The 25005-nt window shown below is 64.2% G+C and carries 28 protein-coding genes, 2 other RNA genes and 3 pseudogenes; 16 read left to right on the top strand and 17 right to left on the bottom strand.

What is annotated here, in order from left to right; translation table 11 throughout:
• Positions 1-77: 77 nt before the first annotated feature.
• The 4 genes from rplI to AMD14_RS08740 all read right to left on the bottom strand — a co-directional run bounded on the left by rplI (position 78) and on the right by AMD14_RS08740 (position 2089).
• Complete coding sequence (rplI, locus tag AMD14_RS08755) at positions 78-527, bottom strand: 50S ribosomal protein L9 (RefSeq protein WP_003485864.1); 450 nt, start codon at positions 525-527, stop codon at positions 78-80.
• Between the two features lie 187 nt (positions 528-714).
• Positions 715-945, bottom strand: coding sequence for a 30S ribosomal protein S18 (gene rpsR, locus AMD14_RS08750; protein ID WP_002804494.1), 231 nt, complete (start codon positions 943-945; stop codon positions 715-717).
• A gap of 11 nt (positions 946-956) precedes the next feature.
• On the bottom strand, positions 957-1388 hold the full coding sequence (gene rpsF, locus AMD14_RS08745) for a 30S ribosomal protein S6 (RefSeq protein ID WP_003485869.1): 432 nt from the start codon (positions 1386-1388) through the stop codon (positions 957-959).
• Positions 1389-1750: 362 nt separating this feature from the next.
• Complete coding sequence (locus AMD14_RS08740) at positions 1751-2089, bottom strand: HesB/IscA family protein (protein ID WP_011051035.1); 339 nt, start codon at positions 2087-2089, stop codon at positions 1751-1753.
• Positions 2090-2293: 204 nt separating this feature from the next.
• Here AMD14_RS08740 and asnS point away from each other — a divergent pair, with 204 nt between their 5' ends.
• Genes asnS through AMD14_RS08715 form a run of 5 tightly spaced genes read left to right on the top strand, consistent with a single transcriptional unit; the run spans position 2294 to position 5209 of the window.
• Positions 2294-3688: an asparagine--tRNA ligase gene (asnS, locus tag AMD14_RS08735; protein ID WP_011051034.1), complete on the top strand. Its 1395-nt coding sequence runs from the start codon at positions 2294-2296 to the stop codon at positions 3686-3688.
• A gap of 1 nt (position 3689) precedes the next feature.
• Entirely contained in the window at positions 3690-3947 is a 258-nt protein-coding gene (locus AMD14_RS08730) for a hypothetical protein (RefSeq protein ID WP_015463052.1), read from the top strand.
• Complete coding sequence (locus AMD14_RS08725; protein WP_003485878.1) at positions 3944-4249, top strand: hypothetical protein; 306 nt, start codon at positions 3944-3946, stop codon at positions 4247-4249. The genes AMD14_RS08730 and AMD14_RS08725 overlap by 4 nt, the downstream gene beginning before the upstream one ends.
• Positions 4246-4572: a hypothetical protein gene (locus AMD14_RS08720; protein ID WP_003485881.1), complete on the top strand. Its 327-nt coding sequence runs from the start codon at positions 4246-4248 to the stop codon at positions 4570-4572. Before AMD14_RS08725 ends, AMD14_RS08720 begins: the two co-directional genes overlap by 4 nt.
• A 1-nt stretch (position 4573) precedes the next feature.
• Positions 4574-5209 carry an FMN-binding negative transcriptional regulator gene (locus tag AMD14_RS08715; RefSeq protein ID WP_015463051.1) on the top strand — a complete coding sequence of 212 codons (636 nt, stop codon included), beginning with the start codon at positions 4574-4576 and terminating at the stop codon, positions 5207-5209.
• 137 nt (positions 5210-5346) lie between these two features.
• Here the strand turns inward: AMD14_RS08715 and AMD14_RS08710 are convergent, their stop codons facing one another.
• On the bottom strand, positions 5347-6036 hold the full coding sequence (locus AMD14_RS08710; RefSeq protein WP_011051032.1) for a hypothetical protein: 690 nt from the start codon (positions 6034-6036) through the stop codon (positions 5347-5349).
• Between the two features lie 73 nt (positions 6037-6109).
• Here AMD14_RS08710 and AMD14_RS23125 point away from each other — a divergent pair.
• A non-coding RNA gene (locus tag AMD14_RS23125) (sX9 sRNA) lies at positions 6110-6182 on the top strand.
• Positions 6183-6239: 57 nt separating this feature from the next.
• Here AMD14_RS23125 and AMD14_RS08705 read toward each other — a convergent pair.
• From AMD14_RS08705 to AMD14_RS08690, 4 genes and pseudogenes are all read right to left on the bottom strand, one after another.
• Positions 6240-6809, bottom strand: a complete 570-nt coding sequence (locus tag AMD14_RS08705) for a hypothetical protein (RefSeq protein WP_011051031.1) — start codon at positions 6807-6809, stop codon at positions 6240-6242.
• A gap of 281 nt (positions 6810-7090) precedes the next feature.
• Entirely contained in the window at positions 7091-7804 is a 714-nt protein-coding gene (locus AMD14_RS08700) for a LuxR C-terminal-related transcriptional regulator (RefSeq protein ID WP_011051030.1), read from the bottom strand.
• Positions 7805-8176: 372 nt separating this feature from the next.
• A pseudogene (locus AMD14_RS08695) lies at positions 8177-9045 on the bottom strand (hypothetical protein).
• Between the two features lie 168 nt (positions 9046-9213).
• The gene (locus AMD14_RS08690) at positions 9214-9924 is read right to left on the bottom strand and encodes a hypothetical protein (RefSeq protein ID WP_026007272.1); all 711 of its coding nucleotides are present in this window, start codon (positions 9922-9924) and stop codon (positions 9214-9216) included.
• Positions 9925-9976: 52 nt separating this feature from the next.
• On the opposite strand from AMD14_RS08690, the pseudogene AMD14_RS08685 reads away from it, so the two are divergent.
• Positions 9977-10165 (top strand): annotated as a pseudogene (locus AMD14_RS08685) (hypothetical protein); the annotation flags it as partial.
• Between the two features lie 11 nt (positions 10166-10176).
• Here the strand turns inward: AMD14_RS08685 and AMD14_RS08680 are convergent.
• From AMD14_RS08680 to AMD14_RS08660, 5 genes are read right to left on the bottom strand one after another with little or no spacing between them, the layout of a single operon-like run.
• Positions 10177-10650 carry a hypothetical protein gene (locus AMD14_RS08680; protein WP_015463048.1) on the bottom strand — a complete coding sequence of 158 codons (474 nt, stop codon included), beginning with the start codon at positions 10648-10650 and terminating at the stop codon, positions 10177-10179.
• On the bottom strand, positions 10651-10911 hold the full coding sequence (locus AMD14_RS08675; protein WP_005913847.1) for a hypothetical protein: 261 nt from the start codon (positions 10909-10911) through the stop codon (positions 10651-10653).
• Between the two features lie 47 nt (positions 10912-10958).
• Entirely contained in the window at positions 10959-11576 is a 618-nt protein-coding gene (locus tag AMD14_RS08670; protein WP_003485902.1) for a DUF2589 domain-containing protein, read from the bottom strand.
• Between the two features lie 51 nt (positions 11577-11627).
• Complete coding sequence (locus tag AMD14_RS08665; RefSeq protein WP_007966280.1) at positions 11628-12158, bottom strand: DUF2589 domain-containing protein; 531 nt, start codon at positions 12156-12158, stop codon at positions 11628-11630.
• A gap of 42 nt (positions 12159-12200) precedes the next feature.
• Positions 12201-12737, bottom strand: a complete 537-nt coding sequence (locus AMD14_RS08660) for a glycoside hydrolase family 108 protein (protein WP_005926250.1) — start codon at positions 12735-12737, stop codon at positions 12201-12203.
• 155 nt (positions 12738-12892) lie between these two features.
• On the opposite strand from AMD14_RS08660, the gene can reads away from it, so the two are divergent.
• From can to AMD14_RS08635, 5 genes are all read left to right on the top strand, one after another.
• The gene (gene can / locus AMD14_RS08655) at positions 12893-13555 is read left to right on the top strand and encodes a carbonate dehydratase (protein ID WP_011051025.1); all 663 of its coding nucleotides are present in this window, start codon (positions 12893-12895) and stop codon (positions 13553-13555) included.
• A gap of 85 nt (positions 13556-13640) precedes the next feature.
• Positions 13641-14171 carry a 3-hydroxyanthranilate 3,4-dioxygenase gene (locus tag AMD14_RS08650; protein WP_003485910.1) on the top strand — a complete coding sequence of 177 codons (531 nt, stop codon included), beginning with the start codon at positions 13641-13643 and terminating at the stop codon, positions 14169-14171.
• Between the two features lie 63 nt (positions 14172-14234).
• A complete protein-coding gene (locus AMD14_RS08645) occupies positions 14235-16364 on the top strand; it encodes an FUSC family protein (RefSeq protein WP_011051024.1) in 2130 nt (709 codons plus the stop codon).
• A 33-nt stretch (positions 16365-16397) separates the two neighbouring features.
• Entirely contained in the window at positions 16398-17669 is a 1272-nt protein-coding gene (gene kynU, locus AMD14_RS08640; RefSeq protein WP_011051023.1) for a kynureninase, read from the top strand.
• A gap of 153 nt (positions 17670-17822) precedes the next feature.
• A complete protein-coding gene (locus tag AMD14_RS08635) occupies positions 17823-19190 on the top strand; it encodes an FAD-dependent oxidoreductase (protein ID WP_003485915.1) in 1368 nt (455 codons plus the stop codon).
• Between the two features lie 231 nt (positions 19191-19421).
• Here AMD14_RS08635 and AMD14_RS23120 read toward each other — a convergent pair.
• A non-coding RNA gene (locus AMD14_RS23120) (sX9 sRNA) lies at positions 19422-19498 on the bottom strand.
• Between the two features lie 147 nt (positions 19499-19645).
• Here AMD14_RS23120 and sbcB point away from each other — a divergent pair.
• From sbcB to AMD14_RS08615, 4 genes and pseudogenes are all read left to right on the top strand, one after another.
• Positions 19646-21091, top strand: a complete 1446-nt coding sequence (sbcB, locus tag AMD14_RS08630) for an exodeoxyribonuclease I (protein ID WP_011051022.1) — start codon at positions 19646-19648, stop codon at positions 21089-21091.
• Positions 21088-21774 carry a DUF2461 domain-containing protein gene (locus tag AMD14_RS08625; RefSeq protein ID WP_011051021.1) on the top strand — a complete coding sequence of 229 codons (687 nt, stop codon included), beginning with the start codon at positions 21088-21090 and terminating at the stop codon, positions 21772-21774. The genes sbcB and AMD14_RS08625 overlap by 4 nt, the downstream gene beginning before the upstream one ends.
• Positions 21774-22363: pseudogene (locus AMD14_RS23115) on the top strand (aldo/keto reductase); the annotation flags it as partial. The gene AMD14_RS08625 and the pseudogene AMD14_RS23115, both read left to right, overlap by 1 nt.
• A gap of 73 nt (positions 22364-22436) precedes the next feature.
• The gene (locus tag AMD14_RS08615) at positions 22437-22988 is read left to right on the top strand and encodes a DUF2939 domain-containing protein (protein WP_005913835.1); all 552 of its coding nucleotides are present in this window, start codon (positions 22437-22439) and stop codon (positions 22986-22988) included.
• A gap of 30 nt (positions 22989-23018) precedes the next feature.
• On the opposite strand, the gene AMD14_RS08610 is transcribed toward AMD14_RS08615, so the two are convergent.
• Entirely contained in the window at positions 23019-23975 is a 957-nt protein-coding gene (locus AMD14_RS08610; RefSeq protein WP_005919764.1) for a 5'-nucleotidase, read from the bottom strand.
• Positions 23976-24147: 172 nt separating this feature from the next.
• A complete protein-coding gene (locus AMD14_RS08605) occupies positions 24148-24924 on the bottom strand; it encodes an NAD kinase (RefSeq protein ID WP_003485927.1) in 777 nt (258 codons plus the stop codon).
• Positions 24925-25005: the final 81 nt, after the last annotated feature.

Below are 25005 nucleotides of genomic sequence, written 5' to 3'. Positions count from 1 at the left end.
GCCAGCGCTGGCGGCGGCGCCCCAAAAAACGAAGGGCGCCTCACAAGGCGCCCTTCGGGTGACACATATGGCCTGGATCAGGCGTCGGATTCGACGATGACCTTGACCGTGGTTTCCACATCCGCGTGCAGGTGCAGCACAACGTCGTATTCGCCGACATTGCGGAATGCGCCTTCGCCCAGGATTACTTCGCTCTTTTCCAGCGGCAGGCCGGCGGCGGTGAACGCCTCGGCGATATCGCGCGGGCCAACCGAGCCGTACAGCTTGCCTTCGGTCGACGCATGCGCGCCGATGGTGACGCTGGCGCCTTCGAACTTGGTGGCGCGGCTCTGTGCCTCGGCCAGGATGCTGTTGGCCTTGGCTTCGTACTCGGCGCGCTTGGTTTCGAACGCTTCAACGTTGGCAGCGGTGGCCGGCACGGCCTTGCCCTGCGGCACGAGGAAGTTGCGGCCGTAACCCGGCTTGACGCTGACCTTGTCGCCCAGGTTGCCCAGGTTGGTCACTTTCTGCAGAAGAATCAGATCCATGGTGGTACTCCGTTATTCGTTAGCGCCAGCATGTAGCGGGCGCAACGGGTGCTGTCCGAAAAGACGGGATTCGGGAATCGGGATTTGGGAATCGTAAAAGAACGATTAACACCGCATCTCGAATGACCGGCCTTTATATTTTTAATTACCCGCACATGGATGTGCGGGCTCTTCCGAGGGACTCGGATTAAACGTCGTGGTTGTCCGTGTACGGGATCAGCGCCAGGAAACGAGCGCGCTTGACGGCCGTGGCCAGCTGGCGCTGGTACTTGGACTTGGTACCGGTCACGCGGCTCGGCACGATCTTGCCGTTCTCGGTGAGGTACTGACGCAGGGTGTTGAGATCCTTGTAGTCGATCTCTTTGACGCCCTCGGCGGTGAACTTGCAGAACTTGCGGCGACGGAAGAACTTGGACATGTCAGCGCTCCTTAAGCGGCTTCGGCGTTGTCGCCGTCGTTATCGTTGGCGGCGGGCGCTTCGCCCTCTTCGTCGTCACGACGACGACGCTCGCTACGCTCGGGCTTGTCGCCCTTCTCGTCCTTGCTCTTCATGATCAGCGACTGCTCGGTGTCGGCGCCATCGCGCTTGACGACCAGGTGACGCAGCACCGCATCGTTGAAGCGGAAGCTTTCCACCAGCTCGCTCAGCACGGCCTGGTCGACTTCGATATTGAGCAGCACGTAGTGCGCCTTCACCAGGTTCTGGATCGGGTAGGCCAACTGACGACGGCCCCAGTCTTCCAGACGGTGGATGGTGCCGTTACCGCCCTCGATCAGCGACTTGTAGCGCTCGATCATGGCCGGGACCTGCTCGCTCTGGTCCGGATGGACCAGGAACACGACTTCGTAATGACGACTCATGTTGTTTTACCTTTCGGATGTGGCCACGTGGGCCGGACAGCTCCCCGGTGGTCCGCGCAAGCGGCCGGTGGAGCAAGGGTTCCCCACCCGGAATCGGGCAGGAAGCAGGAAAGTATGGCAGTTCAGGGGCTTAGCTGCAACTCGCTGGGCAATGAGGCAGCAAACAGCTGGCAGTTACCGCTTAGAGTCCCTTTCCCGCCGAGAGAGAGGGGTTGGGGTGAGGGTGCGGAGCAAATCGATGGAGCAGTCGGCGATTCACCCTGGGCGGCGCGTAGCGACGCGCTTGTCAGTACATGCGTTGGCAGATCTCCGAGGCGCCCCCTCATCCGCCCTTCGGGCACCTTCTCCCGAGGGAGAAGGAATCAGCGGTGCTCGTCCGCGGTGGTAAAGCTCTCACCGCAGCCGCATTCGGCGGTCGCGTTGGGATTGCTGAAGGTGAAGGTCTCGCTCAGGCCGTGCTTGCCGAAGTCGATGCAGGTGCCATCCACCAGCGGCAGGCTGGCGGGGTCGACAAAGATGCGCACCCCGTCTTGCTCGAAGACCGCGTCGTCGTCACGCACCTCGCGTGCCAGGTCGGTGACATGGCCCCAGCCGGAACAACCGGTCTTGGTGACGCCAAAGCGCAGACCCAACGCACCTGGGGTCTGCTGCACGAAACGCTGCACGCGCTCCAGCGCGGCGGGGGTGAGGCTGACGGCCATGGAGGCACTCCGAAACAGTGGCGGCAAGTATAGCGAGGCCGCAACAACCAGGCAGAACGCGGAGCTGCGGCATCTGCAATAGGTGGGGGCAGTACGCGCCTGCGACAAGCACAGCGCTCGGCAAGCTGTTCAGATGCTCGCGCCGGCGCGGCCGCAGCCAGTAAACTCGCAGGCCATTCAAGGTCGCTACGGCGAGGAACAGTCATGACGGTGGTCAGCGTTGAACATGCGCTTGCGGGAAAGCTCCCGGAAGGCGGCGAAGTCACGGTACGGGGGTGGGTGCGCACCTTGCGCGGATCTGCCGGACTGGCCTTCATCAACGTGACCGACGGCTCGTGCTTTGCTCCGATCCAGGTGGTGGCCAACGACACGCTGCCCAATTTCGACGAGATCAAGCGCCTGACCAGCGGCTGCTCGCTGATCGCCAAGGGCGTGCTGGTGAAATCGCAGGGCAAGGGTCAATCGTTCGAGATCCAGGCCAGTGGCGTGGACGTCGTCGGCTGGGTCGAAGACCCGCTGACCTACCCGATCCAGCCCAAGCCGATGACGCCGGAATTCCTGCGCGAAGTGGCGCACCTGCGTCCGCGCACCAACCTGTTCGGTGCGGTGACCCGCATCCGCAACTGCCTGGCGCAGGCCGTGCACCGCTTCTTCCACCAGAACGGCTTCAACTGGATCAGCACACCGATCATCACCACCTCCGATGCCGAAGGCGCCGGGCAGATGTTTCGCGTCTCCACGCTGGACATGGTCAACCTTCCACGCGATGCCAGCGGCGCAGTGGATTTCAGCCGCGATTTCTTCGGCAAGGAAACCTTTCTGACCGTGTCCGGCCAGCTCAATGTGGAGGCGTATTGCCTGGCGCTGAGCAAGGTCTACACCTTCGGCCCGACCTTCCGCGCTGAAAACAGCCATACCACGCGTCATCTGGCCGAGTTCTGGATGATCGAGCCGGAAATCGCCTTCGCCGATCTGGCCGAAGACGCACGCCTGGCCGAGCAGTTCCTCAAATACCTGTTCCGCGCGGTGCTCGATGAGCGTGGCGACGACCTGGCGTTCCTGGCCGAGCGCGTGGACAAGAACGCGATCGCCAAGCTCGAAGCGTTCATCAATGCACCGTTCGAGCAGATCGACTACACCGACGCAGTGAAGCTGCTGCAGAACTCCGGCAAGAAATTCGATTTCCCGGTGGAATGGGGCCTGGACCTGCAGACCGAGCACGAACGCTGGCTGACCGAAGAACACATCGGCCGCCCGGTGGTGGTGACCAACTATCCCGAGCACATCAAGGCGTTCTACATGCGCTTGAACGACGACGGCAAGACCGTCGCGGCGATGGACGTGCTGGCGCCGGGCATTGGCGAAATCATCGGGGGCAGCCAGCGCGAAGAGCGCCTGGATGTGCTCGACGCGCGCATGGCGCAGTTCGGCCTGGATAAGGAGCACTACAGCTGGTACCGCGATTTCCGTCGCTACGGTTCGGTGCCGCATGCCGGCTTCGGCCTGGGCTTCGAGCGGCTGGTGGTGTACGTGTGCGGGCTGAGCAACATCCGCGACGCGATCCCCTACCCGCGTGCGCCTGGCAGCGCGGAGTTCTGAGGTGAGCTTGCCGGCCGCCGCCCCCCTGCTGCAATCGCTGGCCTTCTGGCTTGCGGCGATCATGACCGGGCTGACGGCGGTACGTAGCGTGTTGCTGACGCGGCTGGCATCGCGCCAACTAGAGCCGCAACGCCGGTGGCAGACCGACACCGCGCGTGCCGCAACCCGGCATGCCACGGTTCCAATGCATTGGTCCTTCGCAGCGTTGGTCATTGGCGCGGCACTCCCCAAACGCGCACTACTGCTGGCGGCCACATGACGCTGTTCTTCGCACTGTGTTTTGTCGGTGTCGCCGTCGCCGGGTTGACCGCACTGCTGATCTTCTGGCCGCTGACCCTGGTGCACATGCGCGACCGCCATCCGGATGCGTTGGCCAGCTTCGGCGACCCGGCCTTCATCAGTCCCGTGGCGTTGCGCTGGCTTCTGGCGCGGGGTTACCGAAGCTACCGCGACAGCGCGCTGTCCGGTCTGGCCACACCCGCCTGGCTTTCGCTGCTCACCATCTTTTTCGGCCTGGGCATGGCGGCCCTGCTCGGCCTGCTTTCCAAGGTAATGCAATGACCAGTTACGAAGACACACTGCAGGGCACCCACGACTCCTGGTGGCTGGCCACGATCGGCCGCACGCTGATCTGGGCGCGCTTGCGCATCAATGAAGCCGGCACCGCCGAGGTGCTGGACAGCGACGGCAAGACGCTGCCCTACGACAGCGAAGACAGCGCACGCGCGGCCTTGTTCGATGCCGAATTCGTGGCGCTGGACGGGCTGGACGAAGAAGACGCGCTCATCCGCGGCTTTTCGCTGCATGAAGTCTCGCCACCCCAAGGTAACGACGATGCCGAGCTGCGCGCGCGCATGGTCGTGAACATGGGTGGCCGCGCCTGACATGTACGCCCCACGCGCATTTGCGCAGACCGATCTGGCCTTGCTGGACTGGCTGTTCGCGCGCGATGCGTTCGTCACCCTGATCAGCCAGCGCGAGGACGGGCAGTTGGCGATCTCGCACCTGCCGGTGCTGTATCAGCGCGATGGCCAGGATGTCGTGATCGAGGGCCATTGGGCACGCCCCAATCCGCAGGCGCGCGCTCCTGGCGATGCGGTAATGGTGTTGCAGGGCCCGCATGCCTATGTCTCGCCCACTTGGTACCTGGACAAGGACGCGGCTGCGCGCGTGCCCACCTGGAACTACGCTGTCGCGCACCTGCATGGACGCTGCAGCCAGGTGAGCGATGAGGAGGCGCTGGGCAGTTTGATCGCGCGCATGAGCGCGCACTTCGAGCAGCGCGTGGGCAGCGATTGGCAGTTCGAAATGGAGCGCGACAGTCATCGCCGACAATTGCGCGGCCTGGTCGGCTTCCGCTTCGTTCCAAGCCGCATCGAGCTCACCTTCAAACTGAGCCAGAACCACCCGGCGGGCAATCAACGCAGTGTCGCCCAGTTCCTGACGCAGCAAGCCGACCAAGACGCGCACGCGATCGCAGCATTGATGCAGGCGGCGCTGCATGCCGAAACCAGGCGCTGAGAAGCCGCAGGCGCATTGTCGGACGCGTGTCACAGATAGACGGACACATCGGCCAGGCTGTCGGCCGACACCTGCAACGACCTGGGCACAGGTCATTGCAGGACTCCTACTTCACCAGGGATCGCCCTTCGCCGTGCTCAGAGCATGATCAGCAGATGGGGGCCGTATAACTCGTCGTCGCGCCAGCTCTGCTCGTCCATGCCTGCTTCGTGCGGTGCAAGCCGATAGCGCGCCGGGTCGGCGCCCAAATTGCGGCGTGCAACCAATGCCTCTGGCCTGGCCCAGGGCTTGTAGTGATTGGGAGAGATAAAGAAACGCGTGTTGAGATAGTCGAAGATCAATCGTACGTTGCTACATCCCTCCAGTACCACGGTGTATTCCACATAACCAGTCAGCACGCCACTGATGCCCGAGCGTTGGCGTTGCCGGTTTTGCACATCTGCCTTGCTCCGCTGCACGATATAGTCGTGATAACGCCCGGCGCGGCCTGTCGGTGCGACGGGATAATCGAGCACCGGAAGATAGCGGCGGCCATTGTCGTTATTTTGGTGCACATCGCGCATGGAACCGTGCACATTTTCGCCGTGCCTGGATTCAGGCACTGCATCGTAGACACCCGCTGAGCGGAAGATGGTGGCGACCAGCGTTTTCAGCGGTTCCGCCAGCGCAATGGCCGGCACCTGATAGATCGGCCGCGCGACCGCCATGCCGGAAAGTGGCTGCAGTAGCTTGCCGGTCTGGTCACGTTCGAGCATTTGCTCCAGCGTTTGAATCAACTCCAGATTGCCGCCTTGCCCGCCGGCAGCGGCATCTTCGGACATACCCATAGCTTTCTCCTTGGAGCAGCCAACAGAGCGACTGCGCACCGCCATGCGGGCGCGATCGGCACTCGGAATCGGCATGTACCCCGTGTACTCCGGCTCTGAGCGCCATCCACGCCCGCCTAGCGGCTGCTCGCGACGTTTTGTTAGCGGCTCTTGATGCGCAACGGCGTCTGCCGCCGTTGCGGTTTGATGGACGTGATAACGCACTACCCCAGGTCGCTAATGGTCTTTTCGATGCCTTTATCGCCGGTGTACTTCGTGGATTTGACGTAGTCGATGTAGTCCTGCAACTGCAGCGGCAGCAACGCGTCTGCAGTGCGCTTTTCGCGCTTGAACGTGAGCGTGTGGTCGTACATGTTCATCAACACACGATAGCGCTCCAAGTCGACGTATTCGTACGCGATGGCTGCCTGCATCGCCTGTTCGATCGGCTCGGAACGCGCGGCCTCGCAGATCAGACACACCACGACGCTCAACCGTTCGTTCATGGCGGTCTTGCCTTCGCCGCCTTTGGACAACGCGGCAGCCAAGTCGACGCTTGTGACACTCGGAAATTTACCCGTGTGTTGATACTTGCTCAGATCGTACTTCCGATCTTTGAGAGCATAGGCGTTCAACTCGAAGTTGGGATATTTGAGAAAGTAGCGTGAGACTTCTTCATGTGCTTCGCCAGGCACGTAGGACACCTCGATAGACTGCGCATTCGCATTGGCGTCCCGTATATCTTTCAGCGCCTTGGCATAGCTCTCCGCTTCAAGTTTCAACGTGGTTCTCATGAAAATCTCCTGTCAATGATGGTGCGTCGCTGGTTGCGCCGCCTGCGCCAATGGACGCAACACCAGTGTGCGAATCGCACCCATCACCGGGTATCGGTCAAGACCGCAGATCCGGACCGGTTAGAAACGGAGCAGGCTCTGCATGCGCTAGCGTTGTACACGCTGTGGCGGCGGTGTACCGGCCACCGGCGATGCTGATATGCGCAAGCCATCGCCTCGCACCTGAGTACATGCACCAGCGTCCATGCGGCCGGTGTGCCGCTGCGCGTAGCCAGGACGCCTCAGCCGGCACGGCGCATGTGCCGCGCTACGCATCCATCGGATGGCTCACCGCTACCGCCGATTGCTGCTTCAAGCGGAGAAAGGCCCTGCGCGATCGCATAACGGGTCAGCTGAGCGATGCTTTGGATATTGAGCTTCAACATACAGTTTTCGCGATGCGTCCCCACCGTTTTCACGCTCAGGTGCAAGCGGTTGGCGATCTGCCTGGTGGACAGGCCCTCCGAATAGAGCTGCACGATTTCGCGCTCGCGCGAGGTGAGTCGGGTGTACGCAGAATCGGCCTTGGCAGCACGACGCAGCCCGGCGATCAGCGAACGCGACATCTGCGGACTGATGTAGGTCTGATCCTGGATGACGCATTGAATTGCCCGCAGCAATTCGGCGAAGCGGCTGGTTCGCGCCAGATATGCTTTGGCGCCGGCTTCGAAGACTGCGCTGGACTGCGTACAGGCATCGGACGGAGCTATACAGATTGCCCGGCTGTTGGGGCTGCGCTGCATCAAGCGCCGCGTCAGATCGATACCATTGAGGCCGGGCAGCAGGACATCCACCAGGACGATATCGGGCCGTTCTCTGGCGGCGATCTGAAGACATGCCAGCCCGTCTTCCGCATGCCCTACCACTTCGATACCCGGAACCTTTTGTAGCAAAGCGACCATCCCTTCCACGAGGATGGTGCGATCGGCAGCGACGACGATACGTGTCTTCATCATACGCTCTGGTGCACGAATGGGGGCCGCGAGTGCGCAGCGGCTTGCACGCGGCGCGCTGCAGCGAATCGGCAGATGCTCGGCAGGAGCACTTGAGCGAGCTTGTCACACGCTCACCTCCGGGCCATCGGTCTTGAACTGATTTGGCGAGCATCAGATGCCGGTATCGACAACGCTGCCGATGTCGCTGAGGCACCGTGACGGGTGCGCCTGCCTGAAGCGTGTTAGGCAATTTACGCCGATGCCGAAGCGAGCTATGCCGCACGACGCGAAGCGCGCTGCCACCTGATGCCCGCAGGCTGTGCCAAACCGCACCCTACGGACGGGCAGAAAAAAAAAGGCGCGCGCGTCTGAGCGCAGCTCATGGGCGAAAGATCAGGAATCGTCTGACATCATCTGCCTGGCAAGGCCGGTCAGTTGCTGGCGCACCTGATCCAGACGCGGGTCCGCTTGCATCTCGCGCTGCAGGTCCAGCAGAGCTGCGGCAAGTTCGCCACGCGCGCGGATGCTTTCGGATTCGGCCGACGCACGCTGCGACTGGATCGCGGCAGCGGCCTGTTGGCCGGAATCGCCGCGCACGACCGTTTCCATGACCTCGACCATGCGTTGCAGCAGGCGATACACCGCGCTTGCCGAGAATCCGCCCATCATCGCCAATGCGGGCTTTCCGAATGCACCCAGACTGCTTTCAGCGAAGAGATTCTCCGGCAGCAACTCCACCAGGATCAGCCAGCGATGAGACCGAGGATCATACGCGCGGCATAGGAGGAATCGAAGCGCGGATCGTATGTTGCGTCGGCAACGTAACGATGGGCTTGGAACAACGCGGAAAACGCTGCACCGAGTCCGGCGCAGGCCAGGATGAACATCACATTCCAGCCCAGCGTGCTTCCTGAGGAATCCAGGAAGCCCAGCGTGATGTTGCGCTCGTTCACCAGGCTGGACATCGCCAGCCCGACCACTGAGGCCAGGCAACCGACCGAGGTCAAGGTCAAGGTGCGGATCAACGGAATCGGCCCGAGCCAGCGCAACCAACCACCGCGCAGGCGCTCGCGCTCGATCAGCACCACCGCCTGCGGCGTTGCCGGCTGGATCGCACGCACCAGCTGCCGGTGCAGACCGGCCAATTCGCGCGCACCGGATTCGCCGTGCAAGGAGGCGCCAGGCATCACGCGCAGCTCTGCTAGCCGGCCAGGCAGATCGGGAGACATTGCCAGCCCTTGCTTCAGTGCGTAGGAGACCATCGCCCGGCATTCGAGCTCCAGTTGTTCGAGCACGCTGGAAAATGCCGTCCCGCCCAATTCCGCCGGCGGGACGGGCTGGGCCACTGCGCGTCGCCGTAGGCCGGCGCGCCTACTGGCTCGCTTCCACATAGATGACGTCCTTACTGGCAGACACGCAGCGACGACACCTCACGGCATCCGCTCGAACAGTGCGGTCTCTCGCTGACCTTTCAACAGCAGTGCAAGCTCGGCACTGCCATCTGCACGAACCTGCAGACTGGCCTGGGCATCGCTGAGCTGACGGCAATAGCCTCTATCGTTGGCCACGACCCAGGCATTCAACGCACCTGCTGCACGCCCGGCATAGCGCAATTCCACTTGGCAGTCCCGTGGGGCACCGTAACGCAGGCGACCGAGCACGTCTCCCGGACGGACGGTGGTCGCCACGATCTCCAGCTGCGCGGACATCAGGCCCGCCGCGCGCCAGCGCCCGGCTTCGGCCAATCCAGCACTGCTCTGATTCAGGGCAACGACCAACGGCGAGGCGCCGCCAGGCAAGGTGAGCTGCATCCCAGGCGCCCCACTATCCGCCATCTGGAGTTGGGCAACCCCACCGGTCAGCGCCTCGCAGAACTTGCCGCCATTGCGCGACAGCAACGCGTACCCATCCGGCTGCGCGCGTAACTCGAGCGCGCAATTGTAGGGAGGCCCGAATCGCAGATCGGCCACCTGGGTGCCCTCGACTCCAGCCGCACGCGCGCTCAGACGGACATAGACCGGGCCGGTACTGCCGCTGGCGGACAGGATGCCGCGCCAGTCACCAGCCGGAATCCCGCCAGCGGGAGCCGCCTGCGCTGCAGTCAGCGATAAACACAAGGCAAGTGCGGAGGTGATGCGCAAAATGCGATGACGATAGCGATGCTGACCAGCCATGAAAACGCTCCGATAAGAAATTGGAAATAGTGGAAAGATCGATCCCGCTGCCGCTCAGCACAGCGAACGCAGCGATCACCAGAACAACAACCAAGCAGATGATGGAGATGGATCGCAGCTTGCGCCGGGACTGCCGACAGAGATCTGCATGCAAGGTGGCCACATCGGTTCCCAGCCGCTCGGCGACCGCACGGGCATCGGCGTCCGACAGCAGCAGCCTCATCGCAGTTCTCCTGGATCGGATAGTGGCACGTCCATGAACGGATGCAGTATCCACTCCTTCAACGCGACACCATCGAACCAAAGCACGCCACGCGGACGCTCGGTTCCTTGATAGCTGATCTTCAGCGTATGCCCAGGCGTACGGCCATCTGGAGGCGCAAGACGCAATGCCAACCCGGGAGCACCATCGGTCCGCGTGACCGGCTCTATCTGCACTTGCAGCGTCAACGAAAACTCGCTGATTTGCTGCAGCCGCAGCGCACGCAATTGGCAGACAGGAATGGAAAACAGGGGTGCCGTTTCGGCCTGCGCCGTTTGCTCACCATCCACGCAATGTGCCCACATGTCGCATGCGGCCGCCGCGGCATTTACAACTGCAGCGTGCCGCTGGCGGCACCGCTGTTGCGCGCGTCGGACGGCCTGGTCGAGCAGCTCCACGAAGGCGTCGAGGCAATAGCTTGCACGTGCCATCTATGCCTCCGTCAGCCAGACCGGCTTGCGCTTGAACCCGACGTGGTAGCACAACCATTGCAGCACGACCTGGTGCTCGCCCAACTGCAGGATATTGAAGCTCTTCTCGATCCCGAGAATCGCCCCCTTGGGCGCTTCGCCGAGGCAGCGATTGAGCAACTGCTGCGCAGCTTCGACCTGCTCGGCAGTCTGCATTTTCGCCGGGTTGTCGCTGCCGACGACGATGCGCTTGATGTAACTGACTTCTGACAAATCAATCATCGGCAAAGACTCGGGTGAGGGAAAAGTACGGGACGCAACAGCGACGCTTACGGCACCGGCACAGGCGCGGTGACTTTGCGTGGGGCCGCAGCGGTCTGCAAGATGTCGAGCACACGCGACAGGCCTTCGGGCGTGCCGCGATCTTCGGCGTGCAGCGCGACGTGATACTTGGCCGAGTTATCCGAAGAGCGGGTATTTTCCTTATGACTTGACACGGAGCCCTGCACGTTGACCTTGGCCTTGAAGACGCCCCAGCCGACGCTGGCCTCCAGATCCACCTTGAGGCTCTTGTCTTCGGCTTCCTTTTCCGAGAACGAGGATTTGACTTCCATATCGAAGGTCACGTCCACGGTCTGAATGCTCAGGTTGGGTACGTTGACAAGGGTCAACAACGGTACAACGATCTCGACTTCCTCCTCAGCCATCCCGGTACCGCTAGGGTCCTCGACCGGGCGCTTGAATTTGAACTGCGCGGTGCGCGTGCCGCCGTTCCCGTTGGGGTCGGCAGGGTCGGTCGGCGGCAGAAAGCCGATGACCTTGATGAAGTCGGCGGTGGCCCGTGCCAGCATGACCTGCGCATCGCAGGCTGCACGCAACGGGGCGCCGATCAGGTCTGCCATCGGCAGGCCCTTGAATTGGTCGGACATGTTGACGATATCGCTCATGGTGTTCTCCTGAAGAGTGGTTGTTTATGAAGAAAACGATGACGGCGGGAGCTACTCTCCCTTGACCGTTTTGAACACACCTTGCGACTGCGCAAGGCGATTGATGAGACGTGCCACGCCCTCGGTCGGCTCGCTGCCTTCCACCCGCAACACGACGTGCACTGCACTGTTTCGCGCATTTTTTGCATTGGAGCCGAGGTCGATGCCGATCTGGCCCGGCAGCGCCGGCGGTTTGGGATGCCAGTCTTCGACGACCGCCGGAACCGCCAACGCGTCCGGCACGACTGCCTCGTCCAGCTCGCTGAGTTCACCCAGTTGTGCATCGAAACTGATCTCTACATCCTTGATCCGCAGGACGTTGGACGACACCAGCGGCAACAGCGGTGCCCGATACAGGTCTTCGTCGTTCTCACCCGCCTCCGGGTGCTGCGACGGCAAGCGGATCAGGACGCTTCTGGGACGGTTGTCTTCGTCGAAGAACGCACCCAGGTTGGCCATCTGGTGTTGCTCGATCCGGTCCTGGGCGTCGATGACCGCGCCGGCCAGTGCTTCGATCAGATCATTGAGGGATATCTGCGCCATGTCGGGCTCGTCAGTCGGAAGTGTCGCTGGGCCGTTATCGGCTCAGACCGAGTCGGGAAAGGAATCCACGCGCGCCAGCCAGCCCTTCAGGAACTTGCCAAGCGGCGGTCGCGCGGCGACGAGCCTGTGGTAATAGTCCTTGCGGCCTGCCTTGTAGCGTGCATACAGGTCCTGCTGGTTGCTGGAAGCAAGCGCCGCGAAGGTGGCCGGCCCCATGCGGCCGTCCGCGACCAACTTGCCGCCGGTCTGGCTGTTGAGCACGGTCTGCAGCAGTTTGATGGCGTTGTTGCCGGCGTTGACGTAGAAGTCGAACACGATGTTGGCTAACGGCTGCAGCGCGATCTGATCGGCGCGCAGCCGGTCCCAGTACTGCGCCTTGTAGATGACCCCAGCCTGAGCGTCGGTCAACGCACGCAGGTTCGCCAGACTTGGCTCGATGCCCAGCAGGTCCTGCGCGCAGGCCTTGAAGGTCAGCAGGGTGATGCCCTTGTTGGTGGCTCCGCCCGGATCGACGGGATCGTTGACGAAACCGCCTTCGTGTTTGAGCAAGGTCGGAAAGAACGCGTTGAAGTCGGCCATCGGCGCCACCTGTTGAGTTGATCGGTGGCGCCAGTTTCCCCAGGGGTGCGCTGGCCGGACATCGGTCGTTCGCCGAGACTGGGAAGCCTGAAAGCTGATTCATCCTGGGCGCTCATCGAAGCCGCCACGACCACATTTTCTGGAATACTGCGCGCATGAACGAGCTTAACCACTTGCTTGAAAACAACCGCGCCTGGTCCGAGCGTATCCGCCGCGAGGATCCGGAATTCTTTTCCAAACTCTCGACTCAACAGACGCCGGAATATCTGTGGATCGGCTGCTCCGATTCGCGCGTGCCGGCCAACCAGATCATCGACATGGCGCCGGGCGAAGTGTTCGTGCACCGGAATATCGCCAACGTGGTGGTGCATACCGACCTGAATTGCCTGTCGGTGATCCAGTTCGCGGTGGATGTGCTCAAGGTCAAGCATGTGCTGGTGGTCGGCCATTACGGCTGCGGCGGCGTGTTCGCCAGCCTGACCCAGAAGCGCATGGGGCTGGTCGACAACTGGATCCGCCATGTCACCGACGTGGCCGACAAGCACGAAGCCTGCCTGCACAACGCGGGCGAACTGTCGGTGCAGCACGCGCGCCTGTGCGAGCTCAACGTGCTCGAACAAGTGGTCAACGTGTGCCGCACCACCATCGTGCATGACGCCTGGGAGCGTGGCCAGCAATTGAGCGTGCATGGCTGGGTATACAGCCTGCGCGATGGCCGCGCGCACGACCTGGGCATGTCGATCGACCGCCCCGAGCTGCTGCAGGAACGCTATGACGCAGCGCTGGCGCAGATCCAGGCCGATCAAACCGAGCGCTGAGCCGTACGCACACGTGGCCGGCCGCAGCGTCCATCGCACATCGGCGGCCGACTGAACCGGATATCTTCTTTGCCGAGAAACGTCGATGCTGACCCCGCCAATCAACCTGCACGCCTGGATCGAGGAACACCGCCACCTGCTCAAACCGCCGGTGGGCAACAAGTGCATCCAGCAGGATGGCTTCATCATCATGGTTGTCGGGGGACCGAACGCGCGCACCGACTATCACTACGACGAAGGCCCGGAGTGGTTCTTCCAGCTCGAGGGCGAAATGGTGTTGAAGGTGCAGGACGAGGGCGTGGCGCGCGACATCCCGATCCGTGCCGGCGAAGTCTTTCTGCTGCCACCCAAGGTACCGCATTCGCCGCAACGCGCGGACGGCTCGATCGGCCTGGTGATCGAACGCGAGCGCCTGCCCACCGAGCAGGACGGCCTGCAATGGTATTGCCCGCAGTGCAATCACAAGTTGTATGAAGCGATGTTTCCGCTAAAAAACATCGAAACCGACTTCCCGCCGGTGTTCGATCGCTTCTACCGCTCGCCCGCACTGCGCACCTGTTCGCAGTGCGGGCACCTGCATCCTGCGCCTGAGCGCTATGCCACGGTCGAGGGTTGACAACCTAACCGCACGCGATCGCGCGCAGCAGGTCTGGCGCTCGCATGCTCCGAAACCGGCACCATGCTGCGCGCACTGATCGACCTCAAACCACGCGATGTGCCCTTGCGCGTCGCGCTGCGCAACACCGCTGCAGTCGTCCTGCCGCTGGCGATCGGGGTGGCGACCGGGCAGGTTGCCGCCGGTTTGGCAGTGTGCAGCGGCGCGCTCAATACCATGTTCTCCGACCAGCCCGGGCCGTATCGTGCGCGTCTGCAACGCATGTTGATGGCAGCCCTGGCGGCCGGCCTGGCTGCCTTGCTCGGCATCTGGGTCGGGCACAATACGCCGGCGCTGGTAGTGGCCGGCCTGTTGCTCGGCCTGGGCGGCGGCTTGCTGGTGGCGCTCGGACCGGTGGCCGCGCGGGTGGGCCTGACCAGCATGATCCTGCTGGTCGTCAGCGCAGACATGCGGCTGCCGGTGCAGCAGGCACCCGGTGTGGCGGCGCTGATCTTCGCTGGCGGCCTGCTGCAGGTGATGCTGGCGTTGGCGGCGTGGCCGCTGCAGCGTTATCGCCCGGAACGCTTTGCATTGGCAGAGCTGATGCGCCAGCTGGCCGGCAGCGCGCGGCAGCGCCCGGACGCCAGTGCGGCGCCGCCGGCGACGCAGGAAGTGCTCGACGCGATGGTGATGCTGCACGGCGAGCATCGCTCGCGCGCGATCGCGGTGCAGAGCTTTCGCATCATCGCCGAGCTGTGCGATCGCGTGCGGCTGGAGCTGCTGTCGTTGGCCGATGCCGAGACGCGCCTGACCGACTCGCAGGCGCGCCCGGCGATCGAACGCGTGCTCGAACGCAGCGCCATCGTGCTGGAACAGCTCGCGCACGCGATGACCATGGGCGAAGACCCGCAGGCAGCCAATGCCTCGATGACCGGGTTCGACGACCTGGTCGGGGCATTGGCACGGTTTCAGCACGACAATGCCGATACGCGCGAACGCCGCCTGGTGCGCGTCGCCGTCGCGCGCGCACAGGGCCTGGGCGGCCAGCTACGCGCGCTGATCCGCAACGCGCACTGGGCCAGCAGCCGTGGCGAAATCCAGGCGCAACTGGCCGAAGCGCGGCTGCCGTCGGCGCTGCGCCCGGCCGCGACCTGGGCCACGTTGCGCGCAAATCTTGACCTGTCGTCGGTCGCCTTCCGGCACGCGTTGCGTTGCGGCGTGTGTCTGGCGCTGGCCATCGCCTTCCAGCGCTGGCAGCAAATCCCGCACGGCTTCTGGATTCCGATGACCACCGCCATCGTGCTCAAACCGGATTTCGGCGGCACCTTCAGCTTTGGCGCGTTGCGCGTGGCCGGCACCTTCGTCGGCCTGTTGCTGGCCACCTTGCTCGCGCATCTGGCGATGGACGGCGCCAGCATCCGTATGGCCCTGCTGGCGCTGTTTTGCCTTGGGTTTCGGTTGCTGACGCAGGTGAACTACGGTATCGGCGTGGCGTTTTTGACCGGCATGCTGGTGCTGCTGCTGTCCTTCGAAGGCGTGGCACCGGGCGAAGCGGTCGGCGCGCGCCTGCAGGCGACCGTGGCCGGCAGCGCGCTGGCGCTGGTCGCCTATGCATTGTGGCCCACCCGCGAACGCCGGCAGATTCGCGCCTCGCTGGCGCAATTGCTCAGCGCATATCGCGACCATCTGCGCCATTTGCTGCTCGGCCAGATGGAGGGCCTGAGCGATACGCGTGCCGCCGCGCGTGTTGCACGCACCAATGCCCAGGCCTCGATCGAGCGTTTGCGTGGCGAACCGCGCAGCCGTCGCAATCTGCAGGAGCTCAAGCTGGCCGAATCGCTGCTGGCCAATGGCAACCGGCTGATCCGCGCCAGCCTGTTGCTGGAAGCGGTGCTGCGAGATGGCCATCCGCTACCCACGCTGGACGCGTTGCCCAGCTTTGCGCAGCAGGCCGATGAGGCGCTGTCCGCGGTGATCGACGGCCTGCGCACTGGCGGCACCCCTGCCGCGGCTACCTTGCGCAACGCCGAGCGCCAGCTTTCCGATGCGTTGGCCGCATTGCCCGACAGTTCCCCAGCCACCGCCGCGCTGGCCGACACCATCGACCGCGTCACCGACAGCATCGGCACGCTCACCCACCTGCTGCGCCCTGCCCGACCGGCCTCGGCCGGCGCGCCGGCCGTGCATGACGGCGTGCACGATGCCGGCAGGTAAACTGCCGCCCTGATCCGTGTTGCGAGCCCGACGATGACCGACCCGCTGTCCCGCGCCCATGCTGCTGCACTGGATGCCGCCGACCCGCTGCGCAACCTGCGCGATGCCTTCGTGTTCCCGCAGCACGGCGATGACGATCAGACCTATTTCGTCGGCAATTCGCTCGGCCTGCAGCCGCGCGCGGCCCGCGCGATGGTGGACGAGGTGCTCGACCAGTGGGGTGCGCTGGCGGTGGAAGGCCACTTCACCGGCCCGACCCAATGGCTGACGTACCACCAGTTGGTGGGCGACGCGCTGGCGCGCGTGGTCGGTGCGCAACCCGGCGAAGTGGTGGCCATGAACACCCTCAGCGTCAATCTGCATCTGATGATGGCGAGCTTCTATCGTCCCACTGCCGAGCGCGGCGCGATCCTGATCGAAGCTGGCGCATTTCCGTCCGACCGCCATGCGGTGGAATCGCAGCTGCGCCTGCACGGGCTGGACCCGGCCACGCATCTGATCGAAGTGGAAGCCGACGAACCCAACGGCACCGTGTCGATGTCGGCCATCGCCGAGGCCATTGCGCAGCATGGTCCGCACCTGGCGTTGGTGCTGTGGCCGGGCATCCAGTACCGCACCGGGCAGGCCTTCGACCTAGCCGAAATCGTGCGGCTGGCGCGCGCGCAGGGCGCGGCGGTGGGTTTAGATCTGGCGCATGCGGTGGGCAATCTCCCGCTGACCCTGCACGACGACGGCGTGGATTTCGCGGTGTGGTGCCACTACAAATATCTCAACGCCGGTCCCGGCGCGGTGGGCGGTTGCTTCGTGCACGCGCGGCATGCGACGAGCGACCTGCCGCGCATGGCCGGCTGGTGGGGACATGAGCAGCAGACCCGCTTCCGCATGGACCCGCAGTTCGTGCCCTCGCCCGGTGCCGAAGGCTGGCAGCTGAGCAATCCACCGGTGCTGGCGCTGGCACCGCTGCGCGCCTCGCTGGCGTTGTTCGACCAGGCCGGCATGGCTGCATTGCGCGCCAAGTCCGAACAGCTCACCGGGCATCTGGAGCAGATGATCCACGCGCGGGTGCCGCAGGTGCTGCAGATCGTCACGCCGGTAGAACCAGCGCGACGCGGTTGCCAGCTCTCGCTGCGGGTGGCCGGCGGACGCGCACGGGGCCGCGCGCTGTTCGAGCACCTCCACGCAGCCGGCGTGCTTGGCGACTGGCGCGAACCGGACGTGATCCGTATTGCGCCCGTGCCGCTGTACAACCGCTTCAGCGATCTGCATACCTTCGTGGAGCAGGTGGAAGCCTGGGCGGCTGCTTGAGCGCGGCAGTCTGACTGCAGTGCCTCCAGCGCACCTGTATGGCACGCGGAATCGCCGCGCGCCCACGTACACTCCCAGCCCGCCCGGCGTTGCTGCCAGTCGCTGTCTTCCCCTTTTCGCCGGCGCTGCGTCCGGCTGCTTCCGGACATTGCATTGAGCCCAGTTTCTCAGCGTTCCCTGACCCTGATCGGCGCCGGTCTGGCCGGTTGTCTGCTGGCCATCCTGCTGTCGCGTCGCGGCTGGCAGGTCACCGTGTACGAACGGCGTGGCGACCCGCGCATCAAGGGCTACGAGTCCGGCCGCTCGATTAATCTGGCGCTGGCCGAACGCGGCCGGCATGCGCTGCGCCAGGCCGGCGCCGAAGATGCGGTGATGGCCAAGGCGGTGATGATGCGTGGGCGCATGGTGCACCCCTTGGTCGGGCAACCGCAGCTGCAACGCTACGGGCGCGACGACAGCGAGGTGATCTGGTCGATCCATCGCGCCGCGCTGAATGTCGCCCTGCTCGATCTGGCCGAACAGGCCGGCGCGCGCGTGCACTTCTATCGCCGCCTGCATACCGTGGATTTCGACGCCGGCTATGCGCGCTTCATCGACGACCGCGACGACCAGCCGCACGAGATCCACTTTCAGAGTTTGATCGGCAGCGATGGCGCCGGCTCGGCCTTGCGCGCGGCGATGCAGCGCAAATCGCCGCTGGGCGAACGCACCGAATTCCTCGATCACTCGTACAAGGAACTGGAAATTCCGCCGCAGCCGGGTGGCGGATTCCGGATCGAAGGCAACGCGCTGCATATCTGGCCGCGCGGGCGCTACATGTGTATCGCGCTGCCCAACGATGGCGGGACGTTCACCGTCACCCTGTTCCTGCCCAACGCCGGCGAGCCGAGCTTCGCCACCACGCGTACCGGCGATGAAGCATTCGCCTTGTTCGCACGCGATTTCCCGGACGCATTGCCGCTGATTCCGCAACTCAAGGAACATTGGGAAGAGCATCCGCCCGGGCTGCTCGGCACGCTGACCCTGGATCGCTGGCATCTGGATGGCCGCGCATTGCTGATCGGCGACGCCGCCCATGCGATGGTGCCGTTCCATGGCCAGGGCATGAATTGCGCATTCGAAGATTGCGTGGCACTGGCAGATCAACTGGACGCGCACGACGACCTGGCAAGCGCGTTCGCGGCCTTCGAGGCTGCGCGTCGCGACGATGCGGCCGCCATCCAGCAGATGGCGCTGGAGAACTACCTGGAAATGCGCGACCGCGTCGACGACCCCGACTTCCTGCTGCAGCGCGAGCTCGAACAGCAGTTGCAGGCGCGCTGGCCCACCCGCTTCGTGCCGCACTACACCATGGTGACGTTCCTGCGCACGCGCTACTCGATTGCGCTGGCGCGCAGCGAGATCCAGCGCGAGATCCTGGTGCAGGCCACGCGCGGGCACAGCGATCTGTCGCGCATCGACTGGTCCGCCTTGGAAGCGGTTGTGCACGCACGCCTGGAGCCGCTGGACGGCGCGCACTGACGTCTGCGGAGGATGCGGAGGACGGCATTGATGCTTGCAGCGGCGACGGTGACGAGCAGGCTTGCGATTGGCGTGCGGAAAGGATGTCTCTTCGGTGCGGTGCTGCAGCTGCCAGCACCTGCAAGCGCCCCATGTGTAGTGGCTAGCGCCTGACAACGCCGCACCCGGCCCGCTACGCGAGCGCTTCGCCCGTGGACGTGGCTCACCTCCCGCACGGCCACGCCTTAGAGCGGCTGACAAAACGTAGCGAGCAGCCGTCAGGTGGGCGCGGACGGCGCGCTCAGAACCGCAGTGTACGAGTGGTACATGCCGATTCCGAGCACCGGCCGCACCCGCCTGGCGGCTGCGCAGTCGTTTTGTTAGCTGCTCTTCGCGTGGCGTTGCCGCGATGGGGGATACTAGGCGACCCCGGCAGCGCATACGCCGTGCGCCGCGCATCTGGATGTCGTACCCGCATGCCTGACAGCTTTCTCTTCTACGACCTGGAAACCTTCGGCCAGGATCCACGCCGCACCCGCATTGCACAGTTCGCTGCAGTGCGCACCGACGCGCAACTGCGCGTGATCGAAGAGCCCATCAGCTTTTTCGTGCAGCCGGCCGACGATCTGCTGCCCTCGCCCTACGCCACCATGGTGACCGGCATCACCCCGCAGCACGCGCTGCGCGAAGGCGTCACCGAGGCCGAGGCGTTCGCACGCATCGCCGAACAGATGGGCCGACCGCAGACCTGCACGCTGGGCTACAACTCGATCCGCTTCGACGACGAATTCATCCGCTGCGGCCTGTTCCGCAATTTCTACGACCCGTACGAGCGCGAGTGGCGTGGCGGCAATTCCCGCTGGGATTTGCTGGATGTGCTGCGACTGGTACACGCGCTGCGCCCGGACGGCATCGTCTGGCCACAGCGCGAAGATGGCGCCACCTCGTTCAAGCTGGAGCACCTGGCCGATGCCAACGATGTGCGCGAAGGCGATGCGCACGAAGCCTTGTCGGACGTGTACGCCACCATCGGCATGGCGCGCAAATTCCAGCAGCACCAGCCGAAGTTGTGGGACTACGCGCTGCGCCTGCGCGACAAGCGCTTTGCAGCCGCCTTGCTGGATGTCATTGCGATGCAACCGGTGCTGCATGTTTCGCAGCGTTACCCCGCCTCGCGCCTTTGCGCTGCGGCGGTACTGCCGCTGACGCGCCACCCGCGCATCGACAGCCGCGTGATCGTATTCGATCTGGAGGGCGACCCGGAGGTGCTGTTGCGGCTCAGCCCCGACGATATTGCAGACCGCCTGTATATCCGCGCCGCGGATTTGCCGGAAGGCGAACAGCGTATCCCGCTAAAGGAAGTGCATCTGAACAAGTCGCCCGCGCTGGTAGCCTGGCAGCATCTGCGCGCTGCGGATTTCGAGCGCCTGGGTGTGGATCACGACGCGGTAGTGGCCAAGGCGGCACGGTTGCGCGCATTGGGCCCTGAACTTGCCGAGAAGGTGCGCCAGGTCTACGGCAGCGAACGCGCCGCGGCCGCGGCGGTCAACGATGCCGACGCCTCGCTCTACGATGGCTTTCTGGCCGAAGGCGACAAACGCCTGCTTGCGCAGGTCCGCGCCAGCGCGCCGGACGAACTGGGCGCGCTGGAAGCGCGCTTTCGCGATCCGCGCCTGATCGAGCTGCTGTTTCGCTACCGCGCGCGCAACTGGCCGCAGACACTCTCGTTCGAGGAACAGGAGCGCTGGAACGTGTATCGCCGCCAGCGCCTGCTCCAAGACCGCGGCCTGGGCGAAGTCACCCTGGAGCAATACCACGCGCAGATCGCGGATTTACGGGGTGCTCACCCCGACGATGCTACCAAGCAAGCCCTACTCGACCAGCTCGCCGCCTGGGGTTCGGACCTCCAACGCACGCTATGACCACCTACTTTTCCGACGCCAGCTTCAAGTTCCTGCGCGCCCTGGCCCGCCACAACGACAAGACCTGGTTCAACGACCATCGGCATCAGTATGAAGCGCATGTGCGCCAGCCGTTCCTGCAGCTGATCACCGATCTGCAGCCTGCACTGGCACAGGTCAGCGAACACTATCGCGCCGATCCCAGGACCCAGGGCGGCTCGCTGTTCCGCATCTATCGCGATGCGCGGTTTTCCAACGACAAATCGCCGTACAAGAACTGGCAAGGCGCGCGCCTGTTCCATGAGCGCCGCCGCCAGATGCCGGCGCCATCGTTCTATCTCCATCTGCAGCCCGGCGAAAGTTTTGTCGGCGCCGGCCTGTGGCATCCGGAGCCGGACACGCAACGCAAGCTGCGCCAGTTCATTTTCGACAACCCCGGCAGCTGGAAGGCCGCTGCGCATAACCCGAAATTGCTGCGCAAATTCAGCCTGGACGACAGCGAAAAACTGGTGCGGGCACCGCGCGGCTTCCCCAACGATTTCGAGTTCATCGACGATCTCAAGCACCGCAACTGGGCGTATCTGCGTCACCTGGACGACAGCATCATGACCGGGCCGCGACTGCGCCAGACCATCGAGGCGGACCTGGTGATCCTGGCGCCGTTCGTCGATTACCTGTGCGCGGCCTTGGACCTGGAATTTTGATGACACAGGATCTACCGCTAGGCCAGCAGCGCCGGACGCTGGGCCGCACCAGGCTATTGGTCTCGCCGATCGGTTAGGGATGTTCCGGCTCTTGGGGCCACCGGCGCTTCGACGAAGGCGCCGCCGCACGGGTGGTCGAGCACGCGCTGGCGCAGGGCGTGAACCTGCTCGATACCGGCCACCACTACTCCGCCTTCCATGTGCGCAACCGCGCCTGCGACGGATCCTGCGCCCCCTGCTGGCGCAGCGTTCGCGGGATTCGCTTGTCGTGTCCAGCAAGGGCGGTACGTTGACCGGCCAGGCCGGTGCCAGTGGTGCGCAACGGCGTGACTTCTCTGTTGCAGCGATCAGGGCCAGTTGCCAAGCATCGCTGCGCAATCTTGGCTTGGACTATCTCGACATCTGCCAGCCACATGGCGCCAGCGAGCACGACATCAACGACGACCTGCTGCTGGCTATGCAGCGCCTGCGCGAACGCGGCCTGATCCGCCACACCGGCATCAATACGCATTCGGCATCGACCCTGCACTGGATGATCGCCAATCCTGACGTCTTCGATGGGGTGCTACTGGACTACAACGCGCTGCAGTCGGCGATGGCCTCGGCTCCCCCAGTCACTGATCTTCACCTGTCGCGGCCGCGATTGCGGCAGTCTGGGCGGCATGAAAAAAGCCATCGGCGTCCTCATCGCTTTCCTGCTGACCGTCACTGCGTGGTGGTTCGGCGGGCCTTACATGACCATGCATGGCCTGTCCAAGGCCATCGAGCAACGCGACACCGCTGCACTGGAACGTTATGTCGACTTCCCGCGTGTGCGCAGCAGCCTGCGCGCCCAGCTCAACGATTATCTGGTGCGGCAAGCCGGTCCAGACCTCGCCGCCAGTCCGTGGGGCACGTTGCTGTATGGCCTGGGGAACCAACTCGGTGGTGCAGCAGTGGATACGCTGGTGACGCCGATCGGCATCGGTGCACTGTTGCAGGGGCATGTGCTGTGGAAGCGCGGCCGCAATGAACTGCAGGGCGGCGATCCCTTCGGCCCCACCGAGCCAGCACGACCGCTGAAAAACGCCAAACACCGCTTCGAGGCACTGGACCGCTTCGTGATCGACGTCGAACGCGCCCCCGGCGAACCACCACTGAAGGTGGTGCTGGAACCACAGGGGTTGCGCTGGAAGGTGGTGGACCTCCAGTTGGAGATGTCGCCGGCGTCATGATGCCGGTTGAGCGACGTAGCCGCCTTCGCCTTACCCTTCGTTGGCCACGCCGTGCGGCACATGGCCGGCAGCCACATGCTGATGCTGGCGGGCACTGTCGATGTTGTGCTGCGAGTCGTCGAAGAAGATATCCGCACCAAACGCCTGAAGGAACGGGCCCTTGTGACGCCCGCCAAGGAACAGCGCCTCGTCCAGACGCACACCCCACTCGCGCAACGTGCGGATCACCCGCTCATGCGCCGGTGCCGAGCGCGCGGTGACCAGCGCCGTGCGGATCGGCGAGGCCTGGCCGGGCGGAAAGGCCGCCTGCAAGGTATGCAGCGCCGACAGGAAATTACGGAACGGCCCCACCGACAACGGCTCGCGCGCGCGTTCGCGCTCGTGACGCCCAAAGGCCTCCACGCCCTGCTCGCGCGAGATACGTTCGCTCTCGTCGCCGAAGATCACCGCATCGCCATCGAAGGCGATCCGCAGCTGCGTCGACAGCCGGCTTTCGTCGTTGTCCACGATTGCCGCGGCGGCCTCGGCGCGTTCGCCCAGTGCGCGCGGCATGATGGTCGCCGCCGCGATGCCATGGCTCAGCGCACGGCGCACCGATTCCGGATTGGCCGACAGGAACAGATCGGTCCCGAATGGCTTGACGTAGGGCCAGGTCGGCTCGCCCGAGGTGAAGGTGGCACGCACGATGCCCAGGTTGTAATGCTGGATCGAGTTGAAGATGCGCAGACCGGTATCGGCGGAATTGCGTGACAGCAGGATGACTTCCACCCGCGGCGCGTCCTCGGGCACATCGTGATTGAGCGCCAGCAGCTTGCGCACCACCGGGAACGCAACGCCAGGTTGCAGGATGTCGTCCTCATGCTCGCGCTGGAACGCCGAATACGCCTCCACTCCGTCGGCCTCGAACAGCGCATGGCCTTCTTCGAGATCGAACAGGGCGCGCGAGGTCACCGCGACGGTCAGGAGCCTGGGGGAGTTATCGGTCATTGGGGCGGGGATTCGGGATTCGGGATTCGGGGTTGGTTTAAAGCGGGAACTGGAGGTCGGGATTTGATCGCCCATCCGCGCAGCATCGTAGCGCGTGCGCGCGATTCTAAAGACGACGTGGCACGCTGCTGCCGTTGCCAATCCCGAATCTCGAATCCCAGATCCCCGCCTTTCATACCGCAAACTGCTCGCTGAAGATGCGCTCTTCGAGATTGTGTTCGGGATCGAACAACAACGTGACCTGGCGCTGCGCGGATTCGCGGATGGTCACTTCGACCACGTCGCGAATTTCGTGCGAGTCGGCGGTGACGCTGACCGGGCGCTTGTACGGGTCGAGCACGCGAAAGCGCACTTCGGTATCTGCCTTGAGGATGGCGCCGCGCCAGCGTCGCGGACGATACGGTGCGATCGGCGTCAGCGCCAACGTATGCGAGCCCAGCGGCAGGATCGGCCCGTGCGCGGAATAGTTGTACGCCGTGCTGCCGGCCGGCGTGGCCACCATCACGCCATCGCCGATCAGCTCGGCGATGCGGGTCTGGCCGTTGAGATCAATGCTGAGATGCGCGGCCTGCCGGGTCTGCCGCAACAGCGAGACCTCGTTGTAGGCCAGCGAGCCAGCACTGGCCCCGGATTCGGTCTGCACCTGCATTTCCAGCGGCCGCAGATACGCCGGCTCGGCGCGCTGCAGGCGCTCGAGCAGGTCGTCCTCGTTGTCGCGGTACTGGTTCATCAAAAAGCCGACCGAGCCCAGCTTCATGCCGAACACCGGCTTGTCGGAGGCGCCATGCCGGTGCAGCGTTTGCAGCATGAACCCATCGCCGCCCAGCGCACAGACGATGTCGGCGCTGTCCAGCGCATGGTCGCCATAGCGCTGCGTAAGGCGCGCACGCGCGGCCACCGCCGGCTCGGCGGGGCTGGCAAGAAAAGCGATGCGAGGTGGTGCGGTCATCGTTGACTCCAGAGCATGCGAATCAGCATACCGCAGCCCCGTGCTGGGCTTGTTGTGGGTCCGTTGCGCTCATGTCCCACC

The organism is Xanthomonas citri pv. citri, from assembly GCF_000961215.1.
GTDB lineage: Bacteria > Pseudomonadota > Gammaproteobacteria > Xanthomonadales > Xanthomonadaceae > Xanthomonas > Xanthomonas cissicola.
This window is presented reverse-complemented; position numbering and strand designations above follow the sequence as displayed.